General features: G+C 43.9%; 20 protein-coding genes and 4 tRNA genes. 18 read left to right on the forward strand and 6 right to left on the reverse strand.

All coding sequences use genetic code 11. From position 1 onward, the window contains the following. Positions 1-195 precede the first annotated feature (195 nt). Positions 196-384, forward strand: a complete 189-nt coding sequence (locus CLV59_RS29390) for a type II toxin-antitoxin system HicA family toxin (RefSeq protein ID WP_111590538.1) — start codon at positions 196-198, stop codon at positions 382-384. Positions 385-438: 54 nt separating this feature from the next. Continuing rightward, complete coding sequence (locus CLV59_RS03125) at positions 439-828, forward strand: helix-turn-helix domain-containing protein (protein ID WP_111590539.1); 390 nt, start codon at positions 439-441, stop codon at positions 826-828. 99 nt (positions 829-927) lie between these two features. Here the strand turns inward: CLV59_RS03125 and CLV59_RS03130 are convergent, their stop codons facing one another. Beyond that, on the reverse strand, positions 928-2,304 hold the full coding sequence (locus tag CLV59_RS03130) for an amidohydrolase family protein (RefSeq protein ID WP_111590954.1): 1,377 nt from the start codon (positions 2,302-2,304) through the stop codon (positions 928-930). Between the two features lie 232 nt (positions 2,305-2,536). Between CLV59_RS03130 and CLV59_RS03135 the strand changes: the two genes are divergently transcribed. The 3 genes from CLV59_RS03135 to CLV59_RS03145 all read left to right on the forward strand — a co-directional run bounded on the left by CLV59_RS03135 (position 2,537) and on the right by CLV59_RS03145 (position 5,384). Further along, a complete protein-coding gene (locus CLV59_RS03135; RefSeq protein ID WP_111590540.1) occupies positions 2,537-3,766 on the forward strand; it encodes an amidohydrolase in 1,230 nt (409 codons plus the stop codon). Between the two features lie 126 nt (positions 3,767-3,892). Next, positions 3,893-4,369, forward strand: coding sequence for a DUF4822 domain-containing protein (locus tag CLV59_RS03140; protein WP_111590541.1), 477 nt, complete (start codon positions 3,893-3,895; stop codon positions 4,367-4,369). 157 nt (positions 4,370-4,526) lie between these two features. Next, positions 4,527-5,384, forward strand: a complete 858-nt coding sequence (locus CLV59_RS03145) for an AraC family transcriptional regulator (RefSeq protein ID WP_111590542.1) — start codon at positions 4,527-4,529, stop codon at positions 5,382-5,384. A 92-nt stretch (positions 5,385-5,476) separates the two neighbouring features. On the opposite strand, the gene CLV59_RS03150 is transcribed toward CLV59_RS03145, so the two are convergent. Both CLV59_RS03150 and CLV59_RS03155 read right to left on the reverse strand, forming a co-directional pair. Further along, a tRNA-Leu gene (locus CLV59_RS03150) sits at positions 5,477-5,560 on the reverse strand. Positions 5,561-5,637: 77 nt separating this feature from the next. Next, a complete protein-coding gene (locus CLV59_RS03155; protein ID WP_111590543.1) occupies positions 5,638-6,786 on the reverse strand; it encodes a sensor histidine kinase in 1,149 nt (382 codons plus the stop codon). A gap of 120 nt (positions 6,787-6,906) precedes the next feature. Here CLV59_RS03155 and CLV59_RS03160 point away from each other — a divergent pair, with 120 nt between their 5' ends. The 7 genes from CLV59_RS03160 to CLV59_RS03190 all read left to right on the forward strand — a co-directional run bounded on the left by CLV59_RS03160 (position 6,907) and on the right by CLV59_RS03190 (position 10,877). Next, a complete protein-coding gene (locus CLV59_RS03160; RefSeq protein WP_111590544.1) occupies positions 6,907-7,959 on the forward strand; it encodes a glycosyltransferase family 2 protein in 1,053 nt (350 codons plus the stop codon). A 57-nt stretch (positions 7,960-8,016) separates the two neighbouring features. Next, positions 8,017-8,229: a hypothetical protein gene (locus CLV59_RS03165; RefSeq protein ID WP_111590545.1), complete on the forward strand. Its 213-nt coding sequence runs from the start codon at positions 8,017-8,019 to the stop codon at positions 8,227-8,229. 154 nt (positions 8,230-8,383) lie between these two features. After that, on the forward strand, positions 8,384-9,613 hold the full coding sequence (locus CLV59_RS03170; RefSeq protein WP_111590546.1) for a PepSY-associated TM helix domain-containing protein: 1,230 nt from the start codon (positions 8,384-8,386) through the stop codon (positions 9,611-9,613). 216 nt (positions 9,614-9,829) lie between these two features. Further along, positions 9,830-9,905: transfer RNA gene (locus CLV59_RS03175), tRNA-Gly, on the forward strand. A 53-nt stretch (positions 9,906-9,958) separates the two neighbouring features. Then, positions 9,959-10,034, forward strand: a tRNA-Gly gene (locus CLV59_RS03180). Between the two features lie 53 nt (positions 10,035-10,087). Then, positions 10,088-10,160 (forward strand) — tRNA-Gly (locus CLV59_RS03185). Between the two features lie 423 nt (positions 10,161-10,583). After that, complete coding sequence (locus CLV59_RS03190; RefSeq protein WP_111590547.1) at positions 10,584-10,877, forward strand: GNAT family N-acetyltransferase; 294 nt, start codon at positions 10,584-10,586, stop codon at positions 10,875-10,877. A 143-nt stretch (positions 10,878-11,020) separates the two neighbouring features. Here the strand turns inward: CLV59_RS03190 and CLV59_RS03195 are convergent, their stop codons facing one another. After that, the gene (locus CLV59_RS03195; RefSeq protein WP_111590548.1) at positions 11,021-11,521 is read right to left on the reverse strand and encodes an OmpH family outer membrane protein; all 501 of its coding nucleotides are present in this window, start codon (positions 11,519-11,521) and stop codon (positions 11,021-11,023) included. A 180-nt stretch (positions 11,522-11,701) separates the two neighbouring features. Here CLV59_RS03195 and CLV59_RS03200 point away from each other — a divergent pair, with 180 nt between their 5' ends. From CLV59_RS03200 to CLV59_RS03215, 4 genes are all read left to right on the forward strand, one after another. Continuing rightward, positions 11,702-12,325 (forward strand): RNA polymerase sigma-70 factor, encoded by a 624-nt coding sequence (locus CLV59_RS03200; protein ID WP_245950754.1) that lies wholly within the window; start codon positions 11,702-11,704, stop codon positions 12,323-12,325. Between the two features lie 10 nt (positions 12,326-12,335). Next, on the forward strand, positions 12,336-13,310 hold the full coding sequence (locus CLV59_RS03205; protein WP_111590550.1) for a FecR domain-containing protein: 975 nt from the start codon (positions 12,336-12,338) through the stop codon (positions 13,308-13,310). A gap of 2 nt (positions 13,311-13,312) precedes the next feature. Then, on the forward strand, positions 13,313-15,154 hold the full coding sequence (locus CLV59_RS03210) for a peptidase associated/transthyretin-like domain-containing protein (RefSeq protein WP_111590551.1): 1,842 nt from the start codon (positions 13,313-13,315) through the stop codon (positions 15,152-15,154). 72 nt (positions 15,155-15,226) lie between these two features. Then, on the forward strand, positions 15,227-16,255 hold the full coding sequence (locus tag CLV59_RS03215) for a hypothetical protein (protein WP_111590552.1): 1,029 nt from the start codon (positions 15,227-15,229) through the stop codon (positions 16,253-16,255). A 50-nt stretch (positions 16,256-16,305) separates the two neighbouring features. Here the strand turns inward: CLV59_RS03215 and CLV59_RS03220 are convergent, their stop codons facing one another. Both CLV59_RS03220 and CLV59_RS03225 read right to left on the reverse strand, forming a co-directional pair. Beyond that, complete coding sequence (locus CLV59_RS03220) at positions 16,306-17,184, reverse strand: SMP-30/gluconolactonase/LRE family protein (protein WP_111590553.1); 879 nt, start codon at positions 17,182-17,184, stop codon at positions 16,306-16,308. Between the two features lie 79 nt (positions 17,185-17,263). Continuing rightward, positions 17,264-18,154, reverse strand: coding sequence for a helix-turn-helix transcriptional regulator (locus CLV59_RS03225; protein ID WP_111590554.1), 891 nt, complete (start codon positions 18,152-18,154; stop codon positions 17,264-17,266). Between the two features lie 97 nt (positions 18,155-18,251). Between CLV59_RS03225 and CLV59_RS03230 the strand changes: the two genes are divergently transcribed. Then, positions 18,252-18,653 carry a hypothetical protein gene (locus CLV59_RS03230; protein ID WP_111590555.1) on the forward strand — a complete coding sequence of 134 codons (402 nt, stop codon included), beginning with the start codon at positions 18,252-18,254 and terminating at the stop codon, positions 18,651-18,653. A 182-nt stretch (positions 18,654-18,835) separates the two neighbouring features. Continuing rightward, complete coding sequence (locus CLV59_RS03235) at positions 18,836-21,382, forward strand: phosphocholine-specific phospholipase C (RefSeq protein ID WP_111590556.1); 2,547 nt, start codon at positions 18,836-18,838, stop codon at positions 21,380-21,382. Positions 21,383-21,402: the final 20 nt, after the last annotated feature.

The raw sequence follows: 21,402 nt of genomic DNA on the forward strand, positions 1-21,402 counted from the left end.
TTTATCAATAAAAAAGGAAACGACAGACTAAAATACTACTATTTTATATATTAGATAAAAATTAATAGGAAGAAGGCTGATTTCGAGGATGGGAGGCAGAAGCTCTATTTTTGTATTTTAGTAATAAAATAATTACTTTTGAATCCAAGATAAAGTAATAAATGTATTACCTTTGATTTGAATGAAATCTGGGTAATGAAATCGTCGGAGTTACTGCGAATTCTTAGACGGGATGGTTGGTATGTGAAGCGGGAGGGAAAAGGAAGCCATAAGATATTAGTTCATCCCACCAAAAGCGGGGAAATTGTCTATCCAGATCATGGTAGTGCTGAAATAGCACTTGGTCTGCAAAGGAGAATATTGAAACAGGCAGGACTAATTTGAACGTATTGATATTTTCGACATTGTAATCTTAAATAGTACACAAACCTTACAGCTATGAAAAGAATTGTGTTTGTTGTAGAAAAAACCGGAACTGGATACTCAGCCTTTGCCAAGAATTTTGAGAAATATCCAATCGGCACAACGGGTAAAAATATGAGAGATCTTAGAAAGAACATTTTAGATGCTACACATCTCTTTCAGGATGCACATCATTTGAAACATGCAAAAGAAGATGATATTATCATTTCACTGGATTTGCATCAATTTTTTGAATATTATAAAATCATAAATGCTACCGCTTTGGCAGAAAGAATAGGCATGAGTCAATCATTGTTATCCCAATATGCCAATGGGATAAAGTCTCCTTCAGAGAAGCAAACGAATAAGATACTACAGGGAATTAGAGAGTTAGGAAAGGAGTTTACGCAATTAGAATTAGTTTGATATTCCAGAAGCTTTATCTGGCTATATCCTTTCCAAACAAAAAAGGTGAAAAAGCTTTGCGCTTTCTCACCCTTTTCTCTTCTGTTCTCTCGGTAGTTGCTAATATACTATCTGACCTTTGTGGATCAGTGATTTTACGGGAGAAATTCTGGCCACTGCTTCGGCAGAGCAGCTCGCATCAATCAATACAAAATCTGCTGCATCGCCGGCTTTAGGCCATTGCTGATTACCCTTATCATCCAGCGGAAGGATATCTCCTGTAGCCAGTCTTAAACTTCTTGATAACGGCAGCTCTGTAGCATAGCCATACAGTTGTGCCATCAGGTTGGCCTTTTCTAATACGCTGCCTGTACCCATACTGCTCCAATGATCCACGATACTGTCATTGCCAGTCATCACTTTCACATTGTATTTATACAGCGTAGGGATGGGCATAATAAGTCGCCCGAAAGGAATAGTAGAAACAATGCCAACTCCTGCTGCGCCCAGTTGCTCCGCAATTTTTTCCTGTTGGGCCTTTTCCAGCTTACCCAGTACAAAACAGTGACTCAGGAAGGTTTTATGCTTCAGGGCAGGATTCTCGTTGACTTTCTTTATCAGGTATTCTACTGTTTTTAAACCCGATTCGCCGGATTCATGGAGGTGAATATCGATCCCTTTTTTATTGTCCAGTGCCAGTTGAACGGTGAAGTCGATCGTTTTTTCGATGGCGCCATCAACGGTGTATGGGTCCAGGCCTCCGATGAAGTCAATGTCCATCTGGGCCGCATCTTTCAGGTAAGGAACAGAGTCGGTGTAAAAAACGCCGTGCTGCGGAAACGCTACCAATTCTGCACCGAAGGAACCTTTCTTGTTTTCCAGCGCTTTCTGGAGGTTTTTGAGGGATTGCAGTTTGGAGGTAGGTTCAATATTCACGTGACTTCTTGCGAAGTTTGTACCCTTGGATTGCAACAGTTCTACGAGTTTCTCTGCTCTGTAAGTGGAGGTTTTCAACATATCCGGAAGAATCTGTTGTTCCAGCGCTATCATCCCTTTGACGCCGCCCGGGCCTCTCCTGGTGGCCTGCCATGGGCCTCCATACCAGGTTTTATCCAGGTGAATATGCATATCCCGGAAAGCGGGCAACATCAATAATCCTTTTGCATCGATGGCATTAGATACATTCGGTTTATTGGCGTAAATACTTTTTATTTTACCATTTGCTACTTCTACACAAAATAATTCGGTATTGGTATGGACTACTTCCCCTTCTTCATATCCGAAGCCTGTTTCCAGTCTCACATTCTTGAACAGATAACTCTTTCCACCTTTGCTTTCCGTGCTATCAGCGCCCAACTCGCCCGGAGCGCCGTTTTCCCCTGCCGTGCCAGCAAATGAGTTGGCGGAGGCCAGCAAGCCGGAGGTAAAGGCCATTCCTGCCAGTCCCAATCCAGACATTCTTATAAAGTCCTTACGGGATATTTCCGATTTCTTCATAGTCCAAATGCTTTTTGACAAATTTACGCAGGCTCTTTCCCCTTTCTGTGTAGGATTCATGCATAACCTTGAAAGATTTATCACTAAAAACGGCTTTTAACCCATTAAAATAAACCTTACTGTTATAAATCTTTCAAGTATCCATATAGATAGCACAAAGATTTGGGGAGAATAAACTTTTACTTTGTTCCATACACATTCCTTGAATTTGTAAATAGTTTATCTGAATAATATGGAACAAGCGATTAAAATAACCAACGACAAATCCTATTCCTTCAAAAATGTACTGCTGGAAACAGGATTTGAGTTTGACGGAACGGAAGTGGTGAAAACAAAGACTGCACTTTTCTGTGTAGAAATTGAAGATGGGAAAATCAAAGCGATCACTCCCAATGATCCCAATAAAGCCGCCATTGACGCGAAAGGTCGGTTAATGCTTCCTGCATTTAAAGATATGCATGCGCATCTCGACAAAATGCTGTTTGGTCTGCCATGGCAAGCCGTTTCTTCCAAAAGAAAGACAGTAAAGGATTTCATCGCCTATGAACAAAAGATGATTCCTGAATGGCTGAATACCTCCATTGAACGTACGGAAAAACTCATCCACTTTTTACAAGGATATGGTACCCATTATATCCGTTCGCATTTCAATATCGATCCTACTTCCGGCTTCGACTCTCTGAAGCATCTGGAAATAGCATTGAAGAATAAAGAAAAAACAGTAGGCGCTGAATTGGTGGCATTTCCGCAGCACGGCGTCTTTTATACTGATACCGCTCCACTGCTGAAAGAAGTGGTGAAAATGAATATTGATTTCATCGGTGGCGTAGATCCTTATTCCATTGACGGAAGCATTGAGAAAACAATGGATCTGATTACGCAACTGGCTGTAGATAACAATAAGGGGATCGACATTCACCTGCATGAAAGAGGAGCGAGTGGGGTGAAAACGATCGAATACCTGATCAACGCAGCTACACAAAATCCTACACTGCAGGGGAAAACCTTTGTCAGCCATGCTTTTGCGTTAGGTCATCTGACGCCTGCTGAAACGGAGTCTATTGCAGCGCGACTGGCAGCGGCCCGTGTAGGTATTGTTTCTTCTGTTCCTTTTGGTAATACTATTATGCCTATTCCTACGCTTAGAAAACATGGCGTGGAAGTGCTGATCGGTAACGATAATATCCAGGATCACTGGAATACATTTGGCTCTGGTAATATGTTACAGAAGGCCCACCTGATCGCAGGACTTTATGGCTATTCTTCTGAACTGGACCTGTCGCGCGCATTAGGTTTTGCAACCAGATATACCTTGCCATTGGACGATAAAGGCAATCAGCAATGGCCTAAAGCGGGCAATGATGCAGACCTGGTATTCCTGGATGCTTCTTGTTCTGCAGAAGCGGTAGCAAGAATGTCGAAAGTAGTATCACTGGTGCATAAAGGCAATATTGTATATTGATTTTTAGGGAGACGCGGCCCCGCCAGATTGCAGGCATGTTATAAATCTTACAAGTATTGAGATGAAAAGTGCAACGGCAGCTTGCGCGGGGCAAATACCTTTGTAGTGCTTAAAAATTTCATCACTATGAAGAATTTCAAGAAAGTTACTACCGCATTACTGTTGGCTGTTTGCACCACCTTATTCTTTAGCTGTAAAAAGAAAGACGATGTAAAACCAATGACTCCAAGTGAAACACTGGCCAGCACTTTCTGGTTAACTACCGACGCAAAAAATAACAAAGGCGAAAAAGTAGCATTAACAGATGCAAACGTGGTGAACTTCGTAGGTTTTGCTTACTTCAAAGCAGATGGTACTTTTACCATGTATAACCTGGACGACTCTCCGAAAATGCATGGCGACTGGACCGTTCCTGCTGATGGGAAAACCCGTACCATCGTGGCAAAAGACGCTAATGGCGCAGTGCTGTTCACCCGCGTAGTGGATATTACCGTGCTCACTAAAATGGAATTCACTTACCGTGTATATCCAAATGCGGCCGACAAAACTGTTTACTTCGATATCATCCACACGCCAACTACTCACGCAGAACCTAAGAAATAATTACATTTCCTATACTGTATTGTAGAATGGAGTGTCGTTGATTTAAAAAACGTTGCTTCTTAACTGTATTAAATGGACTGACCCGCAGGTCAGTCCATTTTTTATCTGCATAACTTTCCCTATTTTGAGTGTTGAACACGCAACTCAATCTGTTGATATGGCACTTTATGACGACACAAGCTATATTCCTGTTTTAGGTTTACACGAATTCAGGAAAACCCAACAGGCTGGCAGGGAGGAATTCCTGTATAATGAATTACATGGAGAACGTCATATTGATAAGCCGCATAAGCACGACTTTTTCATCATCAATCTATTTGAATCGGCTAAGGGCGTGCATAATATAGACTTCCACGATTATCCAATAGGCAATAAACAGGTGCATGTCCTGTTTCCCGGACAGGTGCATACCTGGAGCATTAAGCCCCGGACAACAGGGTATCAGCTGATGATCCAGCAGCAGTTTTTCGAACGCTTTGCGCCTTCTTTACGGTTCTCCTTTTCCAATTACATGAACCATCCGGTCATTCCGCTGACCAATGACAACTTCAATTTGCTGAAGTATGAATTTGATGCCATCCGGGATGAATTGAATTCCCCGAATTCCGTACAAGAGGTAATCAGTGCCAGAGCGGCAGTCATCGCAGCAATTATCAGCAAGGAGGCGGAAAATATTTTCACAGACCTGAAAGTATTTCAGTCTAATCCAAGGCTGGCGAAGTTCAATATGTTGATAGATAAATTCTACAAGCAGGAGAAACTGGTAGGTTTTTATGCCTCAAAACTGCATATCTCCGCCAATTATCTGAATATCCTTTGTAAGAATCATCTCCACGTCTCAGCTACAAAGCTGATTCAGCAAAGAGTACTCCTGGAAGCGAAGCGCCTTCTCCAAACAACGGATCTCTCCATCAAAGAAATTGCATTTGAGCTCGGCTTTGTGGATCATGCATACTTTTCTAATTTCTTTAAGAGTCAGGCTGGAATCACGCCAACGCAATTCAGAGAAGGGTAAGGTGGAGGAAGAGATTAACAACACAATTTTGTAAACTGCTTTAAATGAAAAAAGGTGAAAAAGTTTGAACTTTTTCACCTTTTAATTTTGAGTGCGAAGAAGGAGATTCGAACTCCCAAGCCCTTTCAGGCACTACCACCTCAAAGTAGCGCGTCTACCAATTTCGCCATCTTCGCATCTGGTAGAATGGGATGCAAAAGTAGGGTCTTTTTCCAAATAAACAAATTTATTTATTCATTTTTCTAAAAAAGTTTTATTTCCTGAGCATGATGCGGAAGGTAGTGCCTTTATTTACCTCTGAATTTTTTATGCTCAGCCGCCCGCGATGATAGTCTTCTATAATGCGTTTGGCAAGAGAGAGGCCAAGGCCCCAGCCGCGTTTTTTGGTACTGAAGCCCGGCTTGAATATTTTATCAAAATGACTTTTAGGAATTCCTTTTCCGGTATCGGCCACATCGATGGTAACCATCGCAGAGTGATTTTCGATGGTGATATCTATCTTTCCTTTCCCTTCCATGGCGTCCAGTGCATTTTTCAGGAGGTTCTCGATAACCCAATCGAACAGTGGGGGAGAGATCATGACAGGTAGTTCCTGTTCGGTTGCATGAACGCTGATCTGTACTTTTTGTGGCGCACGCCTGCGGATATAGGCTGCCATACTTTGAATTTGGGCTACCACATCTTTTTCTTCCAGTTTGGGTACGCTGCCAATTTTGGAAAAACGGTCTGTGATCAGTTTCAGTCGGTCCAAATCTTTCCCCAGTTCATTGACAATGGGGACATTGGCTTCATTGTCCCGAAGTATTTCCAGCCAGGCCTCCATAGAGGAAAGCGGCGTTCCTAATTGATGGGCGGTTTCTTTGGCCAGGCCCACCCATACCAGGTTTTGGGTAGCACGGTTGGTACTTGATAAGCCGAATAATACTGCTCCGATAAATAAGGCTACTACCAGCAACTGAATATAGGGGTAGTATTTCACCTGTTTCAGAATGAGGGAATCGCCATAGTAAACGTAGTTATAGATTTTATTCCGGGTATCCACTTCTATGATAAAAGGAGGATGTTGTTTCTTCAGGGACAGCAGCTGTTCATGCAGATAGGTGGGGTTTTGCGCCACTTTGGAGGTATCAATGTTTCTGCTGTCCAGGATATTACCAGAGGCATCTGTCTGAATCAACGGAATGGTCGTATTGGTGGTAACGATTTCTGTAGCCAGGTTCAAATTGACATCTGAAGTGGCTTTCAGCAGTTCCCGGTATGCTTCTACCCAGGTAGCTACTTTTTTTCTTTCTTCGTCCTGTATTTTAGCCGACAGGTTACTCACAAACCAGATGGTAGCCACGATAATGGCTACAGCAATTGTAACCAGTATAAACTTCCAGCCGATAAACTGTTTAAACATACTTCTAATTTAAGATATATTCCGCTTCAGCGTTTCTTTAATTGGTAGCAAATATTAAAATCCTTTGTTGCATATTTGCATCTCCTAATTTTTATTATTCACGCATAAACGTTTAATCAGTTGTCCGTATTGCCATCAGTAGCCGTTGTAATATTGAACTGGAACGGCAAAAAATTCCTGGAGCAGTTTTTACCTTCTGTTTGCCGGTCTACTTACGGTAATCTGCAGGTAATCCTGGCCGACAATGCCTCTACGGATGATAGCGTAGCGTTTGTGCAGCAACATTATCCGCAGATCCGGATTGTCCGGAACCCCAGTAATAACGGGTTTGCAGGCGGTTATAACGAAGCCCTGCAACAAGTGGAGGCAGACATTTATGTGTTGTTAAATCAGGATGTGGAAGTAGAACCAGGCTGGATTGAGCCTGTGGTGGCGATGATGCAGCAAGACCAGCGTATTGCTGCCTGTCAGCCTAAACTCCGCGCCTGGCATAATAAAGCTGAATTTGAGTATGCCGGGGCTGCCGGCGGTTGGATGGATATCCTTGGATATACGTTTTGTCGCGGCCGTATCCTGTATACTACAGAAATAGATAATGGCCAGTATGATGATCCCCAGGATATATTCTGGGCAACCGGCGCGGCATTATTTATACGTTCTTCCTGTTTTCATGAGGTAGACGGCTTTGATGCCGATTTCTTCGCGCATATGGAGGAGGTAGACCTCTGCTGGCGTTTACAGCGGGCTGGTTACCGGATTTGTTATTGCCCGGATTCACTGGTGTATCATGTGGGTGGAGGAAGTTTGCCTCAGGGAAATCCTCGTAAGCTGTACCTGAATTTCCGGAATAACCTGATGATGCTCTGGAAGAATTTGCATTCCGAAGATCGTTGGATTGTCTTATCCCAGCGTTTTTTCCTGGATATTCTGGCCGCGCTGAAAAGTCTGGCCGCTGGAAAACCCCGGGATATGAAAGCGATCGGCAAAGCATATATCGACTATCGCCGATGGAGGAGAAAATATAACAGGGCGGAGCGGGATAAGCTGCCGGAAGTGAAGCTGATGAAGATGAGCGGCGTATTTCACGGGATTATGATATGGAGATATTATTTCCTTCAGCATAAAAAATTCTCCGAATTAAAGCATGAAAATGCCCGTAAAGCGGTTTTTTAAATTTTGCTTTGATTATTATGATAGTTGATGTAAGTTTGCAACGGAAATAAACTGAATATGGAACACAATACAACAGAAAATACAGTAGCAAATCCGAACGATGTAACCTTGGATAAGGTATCTACTTCCCGTTTTATTTTTTATGTACAATTGTTTTGCATACTGGCTTTCATGTTGGGCGGTTGCTACAACCTTTACAAACATCACTACCCTGGTAAGCCGGATGTAGCTGTTCCAGAAAGCACACTGTACAATCCAAAGTATAAATAAGCGGTTTTTCGCTTCAACATAATTATCGACTGAGCCTTCCGTATCCCGGAAGGCTCTTTTATTTTCCGTATCACGTAAATGCTTTTCCGGATCTGAGTAGTTTCTGCGGGGTGTAGCGCTGAAATTTGCACTTCAGCGTACGTAATCACTATCTATGATCAGGGAAAAGGCTAAAAAAGGAACAAAAGGCGGAAAATCACGTGTTCGGAAGGTTATTGACTGGCTGCATCTGTGGCTCGGTCTGGTTTCAGGAATTATTGTACTGGTAGTGGCTGTATCTGGATGTGTGTTTACTTTCCAGAAAGAAATCAACGAATGGTATTACCACGATAAAATGTTTGTCACTCCCGCCGGTACTCCGCTGCCGGTAACCCAGCTTACCCGCAATGCCCAGGATGCCCTGGGGGCAGACCGTCCGGTAAGTTTTGTCACCACCTATAAAGCGCCGGATCGTGCCTGGGAATTCATGACCTATAAAGGCAATGATACTGCCCTTACTTATTTCGGGGCAGTGGAGTATTATGAAGTCGCGCTGGTGAATCCTTATACCGGGAAAGTCACGGCGGTGGTAGATTACAAGCACAATTTCTTTTTCATCGTTAAATATTTGCACTGGAGCTTATTGCTGAATACCCCATATGGCCAGCCGATAGTAGGCTGGGGAACCTTCATCTTCGTAATATTATTAATTACTGGTTTGGTGCTCTGGTGGCCGAAGAAATGGACCAAAGCTTCGAGGGAGCAGAGTTTCAAGGTGCGCTGGAAAGCGGGATTTAAGCGAGTGAACTACGACTTACATAACGTACTGGGCTTCTATGCACTGAGTGTTGCGCTGGTATTGGCTTTGACAGGAATGGTATGGTCTTTCACTTGGTTCCGTACTGCAGTTTATGTAGCTGCCAGTGGCTCTATAACGGCTCCGGCTAAACGAGATGTGAAATCGCAATTACAACCTGATAATAGTAGTATGCCTGTAAGTACGCTGGACAGTTGCTTTGCGGCAGCACAGCGCATTTTACCGGATGCAAGGAGGTATTATATTCGGGCTGCCGCCTCGCCTGAAGCTACGCATACCATTGGCGGATATAAGAGCAGTGAACAATATTTTAGCGCTGATGAACTGAAGTTTGATCAGTATAATGGAAAGTTACTCTCTCGCATAAACGACACACACAAGAACAGAGGAGAGCGTTTGATTGAAATGAACTACGATATTCATGTGGGTGCAATAGGTGGAATCTGGGGGAAAATAGTTGTTTTCATAGTAGGATTAATCTGTGCATCGCTGCCAGTAACAGGCTTCTACGTGTGGTGGAATAAGAAGAAGAAATCAAAGAAAAAGATTGTTTTGAGTAATAAATCAACTGTAGATACATCTTTGTAAAGAAAAATCAACAAAATAAATTATAGCCTGAAATGCTTTACTGTACTGTGTTTGATAGAGATGTGCAACTGTTGTTACTTGAAAAAGTTTCAAAAAAAGTAAAAAGAAATTTTGTGATTTAACTTCGTTTCCTATCTTTGCAATCCCAACGAAAAAAGGGAACTACCTCGAACAGTAACAACTGTTTACATTTGTTGGAAAGATCTTAACAGTTTTGCGGAAGTAGCTCATTTGGTAGAGCACGACCTTGCCAAGGTCGGGGTGGCCGGTTCGAGCCCGGTCTTCCGCTCCAGTTTGAAAAGTTCGGTAACGGACGCATCAAAACAGTTCTTAAAATACATCCCTGCGGAAGTAGCTCATTTGGTAGAGCACGACCTTGCCAAGGTCGGGGTGGCCGGTTCGAGCCCGGTCTTCCGCTCCAGCTTGAAAGTTCGATAACGGGCTTTTCAAAACAGTTCTTACAATACACCCTTTGCGGAAGTAGCTCATTTGGTAGAGCACGACCTTGCCAAGGTCGGGGTGGCCGGTTCGAGCCCGGTCTTCCGCTCAAAGCCTGATCAGATCTCTGGTCAGGCTTTTTTTATGCGCTTAAATATTTTTTTCTCGCAGAGCAGCATAAGCAGCAAAGCAGGAAAAGCCTGTGATTTGTTGGAGAGAAAGTAATTAATGGAGTATATATTTATGATTTTGTATGTGATTGTTTGTTAATCTGTCGGATCGCTTAATATATATCTGATTTAGGTTGAATTGGGTACTGTATTTTTTCGGGAGACGACAACTGCTCTGACCTGTAAATTTCCTACAGCAGCCGTTTTAGGCGGCTATCTCCCTAAAATTTCGTATCTTTGCCATCGTAAATCTGTCAAGTGATATCTCTATATCTGTGACGCTAGCTTTATCAACTTCCCTTTTGAAAAACACTTTCCCTTTTTCACCTGAACAGGTAATCGTGTGATTTAATAAATTTATCATGAAGGATTTTAAGATTATTGACAACAAAGAGGCCAGACAGTTTGAAGCGCATATCGCTGGACAAACGGCCAAAGTAATTTATGAAAGAAATGGTAGCCGTATCTTCCTGACTGGGGCAGAAGTGCCTCCAACCTTGGAAAAACAAGGGGTTACAGCGCTTTTACTCGGTAAAGTGATGGAAGAGATTCAGGCACAGAATTTCAGAATGGTGCCTTCCAGCAAGAAAGTAGCAGAGTTCGTACGCAGTAACCCTCGCTGGAAATCTTTACTGGCACATGGTTTACACATCTAAGATATAGGAACAGCTTAGGCTGCCGCTATCGACTGTTAAAGAGATGGGATGATACTACAGAATGGCGTAAGGAGAGCAAAACATCTTCTCTAACAGTAAATAGCAGGCAGCCTGGCATTTCTTTTTTTACAGATAATCTATCACTACTTTATCCCCAGCTTCGCCTTTGCAAAGGGCATCAGATCATCTGCATCGTTGGCCACTATGACCGCATCTCTGGAGTTATCAAGCACCAGCGCATAACCCTTTTCTTTGAGCAGCGCCTTTAAAACTTCTTTCGCTTTCTTAATAATAGGATCCAGCAATTCACCTTCTCTACTATTCAGCTTTTCCTCCATCCGATATTTATATTCCTGGATATTAGCTTGTTGTTGCTTTAAGGCAGTCACCCGGATTTCCTTCTGTCCATCCGTCATTTTACTAGCCAGACTATCAAATTCTACCAGATTTTTGGTGTATTCCGCCACCATCACTTGTCCATCTGCATTTAATTGATCTGCATATTTTTGTAATGAATCAGCCGCTTTTTTGGATTCCGGCATCAGACTTACCAGCTGCTGGAAATTAATGTAAGCCGTTTTGGTTTGTGCAGACACGCCCATGCTCAAGCCTAAGAGCGCTACCAGGTAATAGAGATACTTCATTCGAATGATTAATTTCGACCCAAAATAGTCGTCCTTTTGTGAAAGTTATCCTAATACTGTTATAAGAGAATGTTAAATTGATGAATCCGTTACATTTCCTTGATTCTCAATACCCAAAAAAATTCTTCTTCCCGCATGGGGGTATATGAATATTAAAGTGTCGTTATTAAAAGCACTCAATTGACAGAAGGAATTATCTTTGAGCATAGTTTTCAAAACCTACGCATGGAGTTGATGGATACCGGTAACAAGGCTGTACTGGAAAAGGAGGAAACATGGACCTTTGAGCAGTTGTTTAAAACCCACTACAAAGGCCTGCACGCCTACGCCTGCACCATCCTGAAGGATGATATCATGGCAGAAGAAATGGTACAGAATGTTTTTTGCAAACTCTGGGAGAAATCCAAGGATATACAGATCAAATCATCTGTATCGGGATACCTATACAGAGCTGTTTATCATGAAAGTATCAATCATATTCGCCATGAAAAAGTGAAAGCTGCCCACGCAGCCCATACACGCTATCGCATGAATCAGCCCGGCGCTACCAGTCACGCTGCCGGCAAAGTACAACTGCGCGAACTACAGGAAAAAATTGATAAGGCATTAATGGTACTACCAGAGAAATGCAGAACCGTTTTCCAGCTAAGCCGCTTCGAAGACCTGAAATACCAGGAAATCGCAGACCGACTCAGTATATCCGTGAAAACAGTGGAGAATCAAATGGGTAAAGCCTTACGGATTCTCAGAGAACAGCTGGTAGACTTCCTGCCCCTTCTTTTAATTGTATTGATAAATTTGTAATCAACAACCTGTGAATCAATTTAACGATCATATAAACGACGATGTGCTGGTGAAATACCTGCTGGGAATGGCTTCCGGTAGGGAACAAGCAGCGGTGACTTCATGGCTGGCTGAAAATAGCGAGAATGAACGCTATTTCCGCCACTTCCGTATCATCTGGGAAGAAAGCCGTGATCTCGCCTCCAAAAGTACTGTAGACGAAAATGCGGCCTGGGAACGCTTCCAGCAACGCGTTAATACTAATCCCTCCGGCGCTCAGGTGGTAGCCATGACGCCTCGCCGCAACTGGCTGCGTATAGCCGCCGCCGTTACTGTGCTTGTAATCGCCGGCTCCGTTGCATACCTGTTCCTGCAACCCTCCAATCCCAGGCAAATGGCTGTTAAGTCTGGTAATACTACGCTTCAGGACACCCTCCCAGATGGCTCTGTGGTTACCCTCAACCGCCACTCCTCCATCACCTACGCCGCCTCTTTCGGAAAAGAAAGGGAAGTAACGCTGGAAGGCGAAGGCTTCTTCAATATCGCTGCAGATCCTTCCCGCCCTTTCATCCTCCACGTTGGCGACGCCCACGTACGCGTACTCGGTACTTCCTTTAACGTCAGAAAAGCTAAAGAGAAAATAGAAGTGATCGTGGAAACAGGGGCAGTGGAAGTAAATAATAATAACAACGCGGTGCAATTGCAACCACATGAAAAAGCAGTAGTCAACGGTAACGCTTCTCCTGTTAAAGAAACTAACAAAGGAGAACTCTATAATTACTATCGTACCCGTACCTTTGTCTGTGATAATACGCCGCTGGAACAACTGGCAGAAAAACTCAGTGAAGCTTATGGCGTAGACATTTCAATCGCCGATAATAAAATCGGTAACATTACAATCACCACCACTTTCACAGATACCTCTCTGGATACCATCCTGGGCGTTATCAGCGGAACGTATAATGTCAAAGTGGAAAGAAACGGAAATACGATCACACTGAAATAACCATGCCTCCAAAACGATATTACGCTTTACTGTTAATATGCTTTCTGTTGCCTGCAGTAGGTTTTGCACAACAAATTCTGAACCGCACCATGGATGTGGACATACGGAATAAGTCACTCGCCACTGCATTGCAACTGATAGGCAAGAAAGGAAACTTCACTTTTTCGTATATCAGTAACAGTATCCCTCAGGATAGCCTCGTTACTATCATTGAAAAAGGAAAAACAGTCCGGCAAATATTGGATAAATTGTTGGATGGAAACTATCAGTATAAGGAATACAATAATTACCTGATCCTTCAAGTCAAGCCACCAGGGCAGTTCTTCTATGTCTCGGGATTTGTCACGGACCGGGAAACAGGACAGCGCATTTCCAATGCGACGGTCTATGAACGACACCAACTCATTTCTACTTTTACGAATAACGAAGGTTATTACAGGCTGCGGTTAAGGGATAAATATCCCGCCGCAGCCATCAGTGTTTCTAAGGACCTCTATGCGGATACCTCTCTTCTGCTCCCCATCAGCAACGATCAGACAGTCAATGTAACGATATCTCCCTATACCCGCATGCTACCCACTGTGGAGATAACCGGTCATTCACAGGTAGAAAAAACATGGTTTGGTAAACTCCTTCTTTCCTCCAAACTTCGGCAACAGAGCGATAACCTCCGTCACTTCTTTGCGGATAAGCCCTACCAGGTATCCCTGATACCCGGACTCGGTACGCATGGCCGCATGGGAGGACAGGTAGCCAATAAATTCTCTCTTAATGTGCTGGGTGGTTACACTGCAGGCGTAGATGGTGTGGAACTGGCAGGGGCCTTCAACATCGTGAAAAATGATGTACACAATGTACAGGTAGCCGGATTACTTAATATGACTGGTGGTAAAATGATTGGTGTACAGTTAGCCGGACTGCATAACAACGTGCTGGATTCCATGCATGGTGTACAGTTAGCAGGGATTTCCAATAACATTATCGGTTCTCAGAAAGGAGTGCAGATCAGTGGCGCCGTACAAAGAGTAGAGAAAAATATGACTGGTGTGCAGGCAGCCGGACTAATTTCCAGCACCTATGGAAAGGTAGATGGACTGCAGCTTTCTGGCGCATGCAACTTTGCAATGGACTCCCTGTATGGCGTTCAGGTAGCTGGCATACTGAACAGCGCAGAGAATGTACATGGTCTGCAGGCTACTGCCGGCGGTAACCTGAGTGCCAATATGCATGGATTGCAGGTAGCCGGCATATTTAATATTGCCCATAACGTAGAAGGTACCCAGGTATCCACTTTTTTCAACAGAGCGCGCTATGTAAAAGGCGTACAAATTGGCTTTGTCAATGTTGCAGACAGTACTACCGGTTATATGATCGGATTTATCAACATTGTAAAGAAAGGGTATCATAAATTATCTGTTTCCAGCACAGACCTTGTGCCATTCAATGTTTCCTGGAAAAGCGGAAGTGCAAAACTATACAGTATTCTGTCCGGTGGTATGAGTCTGGAAGATCCGGGACGCTCCTTTGTATTGGGATATGGTATCGGTAGAGAGATGTTGATGCATCCGCATTACAGCGTGACTGCGGAGTTATCTGCACAGACGTATCATCAGTCCGGCACAAGCGATGAGTTTCAGGTATATCGGGCCTCCGGGGCATTCTTATATAAGCCAAGAAAAGGGCTGGCCATTTTTGCAGGACCAGTTATATCCGCTGCTGTCCTGGATAAAACTACTCGACCGGAACTACCTGTTTCACCATTACCCGGTAAAAATTATTTAGGATTTGGCAACGGAGATACCCGTCTGTGGCTAGGTTGGCAGATTGGAGTTACTATATTCTAATTTTTTTTGTGAAGTGGTAGGGGTATGTATTTAGTAGCGTGTCGTAAATACGAACGACTAATAAATACAGTAATGAAAAAAATATTTTTATCCCTGCTGCTTGCAATGACAATGCTGGAAATGCAAGCCCAGAACAACTCTTATGCGCCAGCGCATCTTAGTTTGATATACCCGCTGTCTACCAATGGAAGACACGCTGCCGACTATACGAATCGATTCTCATTAAACATATTAGGCGATGTATCCCGTGGGGAAACTGGCATTGCGATTGCCGGTTTCGCTAACGTGGTCAAAGAACAGGCGCATGGCGTACAGATTGCTGGTTTCGCCAATCATATTGGAAATACCAATAAAGCTGTAACCATCGCGGGTTTTACCAATGTTATTCATCAACGGGCTGATGGAGTGATGTTATCCGGCTTCGGTAATTTTGTAAAAGAAGACATGATGGGTGTCCAGGTGGCGGGCTTCATGAATACTGCAGCCAATTCAGGCGGTACACAGGTTGCAGGCTTTATGAACAAAGCTGACAATGCAGAATTACAGGTAGCCGGATTCATTAATATCGCGAAGAAAGTGAAAGGCGTGCAGGTAGCCGGTTTTATCAATATAGCGGACAGTAGTGAATATCCAATCGGATTAATTAACCTGGTAAAGAATGGAGAAAAGCAGATATCATTAACCGTTGATGAATCTGCTACCGCGATAGCCAGTTTTAAGTCCGGCAGCAAGCATCTCTACGGCATACTGGGCGCCGGTTATAACTTAAAAAGTCCACAACACCTGTATGCACTCCAAGCCGGGGTGGGATGGCATCTCCCGTTACTCTCACACTTACGCCTAAACGTAGAAGGAACCCAAACAGTGTTGACCGATTTCAAAAAAGGTATTTATAGCAAATGGACCATGGGCGGTTACCTGGCTTATCGCTTCGGGGATCGTATAGAATTGTTTGCAGGTCCGAATATGAACTGGGTAAGCATCAGAGATGGAGTAGGGGCTGATCTTATCGGTCATTACATCTGGACAAGAGACCGTGCAAATAATAAATTTGATGGCATGTTCGCTGGCATGCAGGCGGGTGTACAGGTCCGTTTATAAAGCGGAAAAACCGTAACGCTGCTTTCCCTCACAGCGTTACGGTTTGTTCATTAATTCAAAGGAATACGCAGTATATCTGCATCCAGAAAAGCGGGCACAATAGCCGTGTTTCCGCTGAGGGTAAAGTCTGCCGGACCATTCATCAACGGGGCTTTCACCGTAGTGATCTTACCGCTGGCAATATCCAGCAAGAGTAAAATTCCCTTCTTTTCGAACGATACCCAATCAGAGATAACCAGTTGCTTTTTGTTAGCAGTCATCTCTATACCATCATAAAATCCTTTGCGCTCGCTTAAAGGAATGAAAGTATCCGGTTGTTTTTTCAGGTCAATATAACCAATGAGGCCATCCTGTGTTTTCAGGCTACCGAAGCCGCAGGCATAGAGCCGGCCACTAGTGGCATCGTAAGTCAGGCCGTTGGCGCCTCTTACATCAGACTGCAGTTTTAACGCTTCGTAACTTCCGCCAGCGTCTAAGTGAATAGTGAAAATTTTGTTGATATCGGAAGCGGAGACAAACAGCGTATGCTCATCTTTTTTGGTGAGGTCATTCAACAGCAGCGTGCCAGTGGCGGAGAAATCGAGTGTGAAAATTTGTTTGCCTGTGGAGACATCAAACCCTTTGACCTTGTCTACGTCTGCTACGTACAGCGTATGGCCTACGATCGCGGTGCCTTTAGGTGCATCGAGACCTGTTGCAAATACAGTTCCCTGGCCTTTTTTATCCATTTTCCAGATAACGCCATTACCATCTTTAGCTGAGGGATCGCCGCCTGCGCCAAGATCAGTGATAAAGTAACCTTGCTGAAAGGGAATAATGCTTTCAGGGGTCTTCATAAATTTGCTGCTATTCAGTTGTTGCGCTTGGGAGGTTTGGGTATAAACTGCGCCAGCCAGCAACAGTAATGCTTTTGTGATGTAGTGTTTCATTGCCTTATCATTTATGACAACAAAACTACTGCGCAGATGGCCTGTGCTGATAACAGGAACCGATCAATTAATGGCAATTTCAGTTCATGGTTGTAGCGGTAATTTTGGGCTTCCTGGAAATTCCAGGCGTTTCTCCATAAAAGGCTTTATAGCATTTAATAAAATAGGAGGTCTGCTCAAATCCACATTCATCCGATATTTCATTAATATTCTTATCGGATTGTTGCAAGAGATAATGCGCATGTTTCAGTTTCTCATCATTGATCCACTTTTTCGGACTGGCATTATAAATACGGGAGAATTCTCTTTTAAAAGTAGAGAGGCTCAGTCCGCAAAGACTGGCGTATTCCTGTAAACTTAATGGTTTCAGCAGATTGGCTTTGATGGTCATAATCAGATGCTCGCTAGACTGGCAGAACATATGATGAAAATAGGCCAGGATATGCCGGCGGTTTTCTCCCGAAAGCAGTAACAGTAAAACTTCTCTCAGCTTGAGCTCCAATAACAGCGATGTGTTTTCGTGTGGGCGTTCTATATACTCCAGGATGGTATTGCGCACACTGATCACCTGATCATTGCAGGCCATCACCATGGGAGCCGGTAAAATATTTTTAGTAAAGTCTATTCCGGCGTCCTCACTGAGAAAGGATCGCAGCAGATTGTCGTCCATATGTAGTACGAGCGACTGATAGGGATCCTTGCCATCTGGCATGAGGTTGGACATATAGTAGGCGCCGCGTTTCAGCAGGATAATATCGCCCGGATGGGCCATGATATTCTCATCGGGCAGGTGAATTTCCTTACAACCGGAGATTTGAAAAACTAAAGTATGGGCAGTTAGAAAACCTTCTGACCTATTCGATTGTTCTACCTGTTTATAAGACGCAATGACTGATTTGCCTGAATAAGTGAGTTTTATAAGAGGAGAACCCTTGATCTGCTCTAACGCTTGTGGATATCTGGGTAGCATGTTAGTCTGAATTAGCTTGCCGGATTTATGGCATTGTATTTGGATATTATCCTTTTACAACAAATTAGCATTAGTAAATCTACAAATAATCTACTATATGAAAAAATGGTTATACTCCTTGTTGGCGCTGGTTTTGTTAACCGCAGCGAGCTGCACGAAAACAACAAATGAAATAGTTCCAAACACAACTATCATTGTCGATGTACAATCGAATCAATGGAAGTATGATTCATCTACAGGAACATATTACATTTCGATTACCACGCCTGAAATCAACACCAGTAATAATCAATCGCATGGTATTTTAGTTGCGATGTCCAGGGACCAAACGTTATATGAGGCATTGCCTGAAGTGTATAACAATACTTCCTTCACTTACATTTATCAGCCTGGAACTGTACTTATTGAAGCGCAGGGAGTAAACGGAGCTGCTATTCAGCTACCGACATCTGCTCTTCGTTTCAAGATTACTATAATTCCGGCAAACGCCACCAATTAAGTTTAACCTAAATACATATACGAGGCTTGCTGCTTGTGCAGCAGGCCTTTTTTATTGGTTACCGTTCATATAATTAACAGCTACTTAATAAGGATGGTCCCGTTTAATTTCCTATTTTCAGCCACCATTGCCGGAAGGCTGTGTAGCAGCCATTCCGCGGTGAACATGAAAAATAAAGGAAAATGGATACCAGAAGAGATTTTATCAGAAAGGCAGCCCTACTATCCGGAGCTGCCGGCGTATGGGGCGCAATGCCCGGTTCTATACAACGGGCCTTGGCTATTGATCCCAAGCCGGGAACTACCTGGCAGGATGCAGAACATGTGGTGATCCTCATGCAGGAGAACCGTTCTTTTGACCACTGTTATGGCTCTTTGCAAGGGGTACGCGGGTACAACGATCCCAGAGCAATCACACTGCCTAATAAGAACCTGGTTTGGCTGCAAAGCAATCATGCCGGCCAGACTTATGCCCCTTTCCGACTGAATATCAGGGATACAAAAGCCACCTGGATGTCCAGTCTCCCGCATTCCTGGAGTAACCAGGTAGATGCCCGCAATAATGGTAAATACGATAAGTGGCTGCTGGTAAAACAGAGCGGTAACCGCGACTGGGCGCCAATGCCATTGACCATGGGCTTCTACGACAGGAGAGACATTCCTTTTTATTATTCTCTGGCAGATGCCTTCACCGTATGCGATCAGAATTTCTGTTCTTCTCTGACGGGTACTACTCCTAACCGACTGTATTTATGGACCGGTACTCTTCGCAGCGAGCAGCAGGATGGCGCTCAGGCCAATGTTTGGAATGAAGATGTAGACTATGGCCGTGAAGCCAAATGGACCACCTTCCCGGAAAGAATGCAGGATGCAGGCGTGTCCTGGCGTATTTACCAGAATGAAATCAGTGCAGCAGGACTGGAAGGCGAAAAAGACGGACTACTGGCCAATTTCACAGATAATCCGATTGAGTGGTTCTCTGCTTATAATGTGCGTTTTGCCAAAGGGCATATGGACTATCTGCAACGTCAGCTGAAGCAGCTCCCGGAAGAAATTGCCGCGAAGAAAAAAGAGCTGGCAGGATTGACAGCAGATTCCGACGCGTATAAGAAACTGGAACGAAGCATTGCCCGTGGCGAAAAAGAACTGGAGCAGGTGAAGAAAGATGCGGTAAAATATACGCCGGAAAACTTTGCTAAACTGTCTAACAGAGAGCAGGAATTACATCAACGTGCATTTACTACCAATATCAGCGATCCGGATTACCATGAGCTGGAAACCCTGGAATATAAAGACGGAGATCAGGTGAGGAAAGTATCTGTGCCTAAAGGAGATATACTCCATCAGTTCAGAGAAGATGTGAATAACGGAAAATTGCCTACGGTATCCTATCTCGTTGCACCGGGGGAATTCTCGGATCATCCGGGTTCTCCGTGGTACGGCGCCTGGTATGTATCTGAAGTACTGGATATTCTGACGAAAAAAGAAGAAGTATGGAAGAAGACCATTTTCGTTTTATGTTATGATGAGAATGATGGTTATTTCGACCACGTTCCTCCATTTACCGCTCCGCACAAACCGGGCACCGGTAAGGTTTCCGCTGGCATCGATACCGCTTTGGAATATGTATCGCTGGAAGAAGAAGAAAAGAAAAAATATATCGGGAAGGATTATCACAGAGAAAGTCCGATAGGCTTGGGCTATCGTGTTCCGCTGGTGATTGCGTCGCCTTGGAGTCGCGGTGGCTATGTGAATTCAGAAGTATGTGATCATACCTCCATTATTCAGTTCCTGGAGAATTTCCTGAAACATAAGACCGGTAAAGATATTAAGGAAACGAATATTTCCGACTGGCGCAGAACTGTTTGTGGCGATCTGAGTTCAGTATTCCGTCCTTTTAATGGAGAGCAGTTAAACTTTCCGTTTGAAGTACGCAATGAAGTAATGGAAGGCATTTACAATGCGAAGTTTAAGAAGTTGCCGGACAACTTCAAAGCCTTGACAGCAGAGGAGATTGGCGCCATTAATCATAACCCTGCCGGTTCCGGTTGGATGCCGCAACAGGAAAAGGGAACAAGACCGTCCTCTGCGTTGCCTTATCAGTTGTACACACATGGTAAACTAAGCGCCGATAAGCGTTCCTTTGAGATCAGCTTTGCTGCTGGTAATGAAGTATTTGGGAAGAAAGCGGCTGGTGCGCCTTTCAACGTATACGCGCCAGGTAATTATATCCAGGGAGATACCCATACTATGGGACCTTTACGTACCTGGTCCTATGGCGTGAAAGCAGGCGATCGCATTGCAGATAGCTGGCCTTTGCAGGAATTCGAGAATAGTCACTATCATCTGCGCCTTTACGGCCCGAATGGTTATTTCCGCGAGTTCCAGGGGAATGCAGCAGATCCGGCTGTTACGCTGGAGTGTGAATATGAGCGTAGTAAGATCAATCGCAATAAACTAACGGGGAATGTGGCGCTGCAAATTACTAACCATAGCGGCGCGGCTGTAACCATCATTGCGAAAGACCTGGCCTATGGCAGGAAAGAAATGAAGCTCACTGTGGCTGCAAAAGGTAAATCCACTTTACTGATGGATGTATCTAAGAGTGGACAGTGGTATGATTTCAGTGTAGCCGTAGCCGGTAGCAATACTTTCTCGCAACGCTTTGCAGGTAGGGTAGAATCAGGTAAAGACAGTATCAGCGATCCTTTCATGGGTAGAGTGAGCTAATAATGCAGATTTATAGGGAG

Source organism: Chitinophaga dinghuensis, assembly GCF_003259435.1.
GTDB lineage: Bacteria > Bacteroidota > Bacteroidia > Chitinophagales > Chitinophagaceae > Chitinophaga > Chitinophaga dinghuensis.

Coding starts and splice junctions, on each gene's coding strand:
- CLV59_RS29390 (WP_111590538.1), top strand. CDS start 196: ATGAAATCGTCGGAGTTACTGCGAATTCTTAGACGGGATGGTTGGTAT.
- CLV59_RS03125 (WP_111590539.1), top strand. CDS start 439: ATGAAAAGAATTGTGTTTGTTGTAGAAAAAACCGGAACTGGATACTCA.
- CLV59_RS03130 (WP_111590954.1), bottom strand. CDS start 2,304: ATGAAGAAATCGGAAATATCCCGTAAGGACTTTATAAGAATGTCTGGA.
- CLV59_RS03135 (WP_111590540.1), top strand. CDS start 2,537: ATGGAACAAGCGATTAAAATAACCAACGACAAATCCTATTCCTTCAAA.
- CLV59_RS03140 (WP_111590541.1), top strand. CDS start 3,893: ATGAAGAATTTCAAGAAAGTTACTACCGCATTACTGTTGGCTGTTTGC.
- CLV59_RS03145 (WP_111590542.1), top strand. CDS start 4,527: ATGGCACTTTATGACGACACAAGCTATATTCCTGTTTTAGGTTTACAC.
- CLV59_RS03155 (WP_111590543.1), bottom strand. CDS start 6,786: ATGTTTAAACAGTTTATCGGCTGGAAGTTTATACTGGTTACAATTGCT.
- CLV59_RS03165 (WP_111590545.1), top strand. CDS start 8,017: ATGGAACACAATACAACAGAAAATACAGTAGCAAATCCGAACGATGTA.
- CLV59_RS03170 (WP_111590546.1), top strand. CDS start 8,384: ATGATCAGGGAAAAGGCTAAAAAAGGAACAAAAGGCGGAAAATCACGT.
- CLV59_RS03190 (WP_111590547.1), top strand. CDS start 10,584: ATGAAGGATTTTAAGATTATTGACAACAAAGAGGCCAGACAGTTTGAA.
- CLV59_RS03195 (WP_111590548.1), bottom strand. CDS start 11,521: ATGAAGTATCTCTATTACCTGGTAGCGCTCTTAGGCTTGAGCATGGGC.
- CLV59_RS03210 (WP_111590551.1), top strand. CDS start 13,313: ATGCCTCCAAAACGATATTACGCTTTACTGTTAATATGCTTTCTGTTG.
- CLV59_RS03215 (WP_111590552.1), top strand. CDS start 15,227: ATGAAAAAAATATTTTTATCCCTGCTGCTTGCAATGACAATGCTGGAA.
- CLV59_RS03220 (WP_111590553.1), bottom strand. CDS start 17,184: ATGAAACACTACATCACAAAAGCATTACTGTTGCTGGCTGGCGCAGTT.
- CLV59_RS03225 (WP_111590554.1), bottom strand. CDS start 18,154: ATGCTACCCAGATATCCACAAGCGTTAGAGCAGATCAAGGGTTCTCCT.
- CLV59_RS03230 (WP_111590555.1), top strand. CDS start 18,252: ATGAAAAAATGGTTATACTCCTTGTTGGCGCTGGTTTTGTTAACCGCA.
- CLV59_RS03235 (WP_111590556.1), top strand. CDS start 18,836: ATGGATACCAGAAGAGATTTTATCAGAAAGGCAGCCCTACTATCCGGA.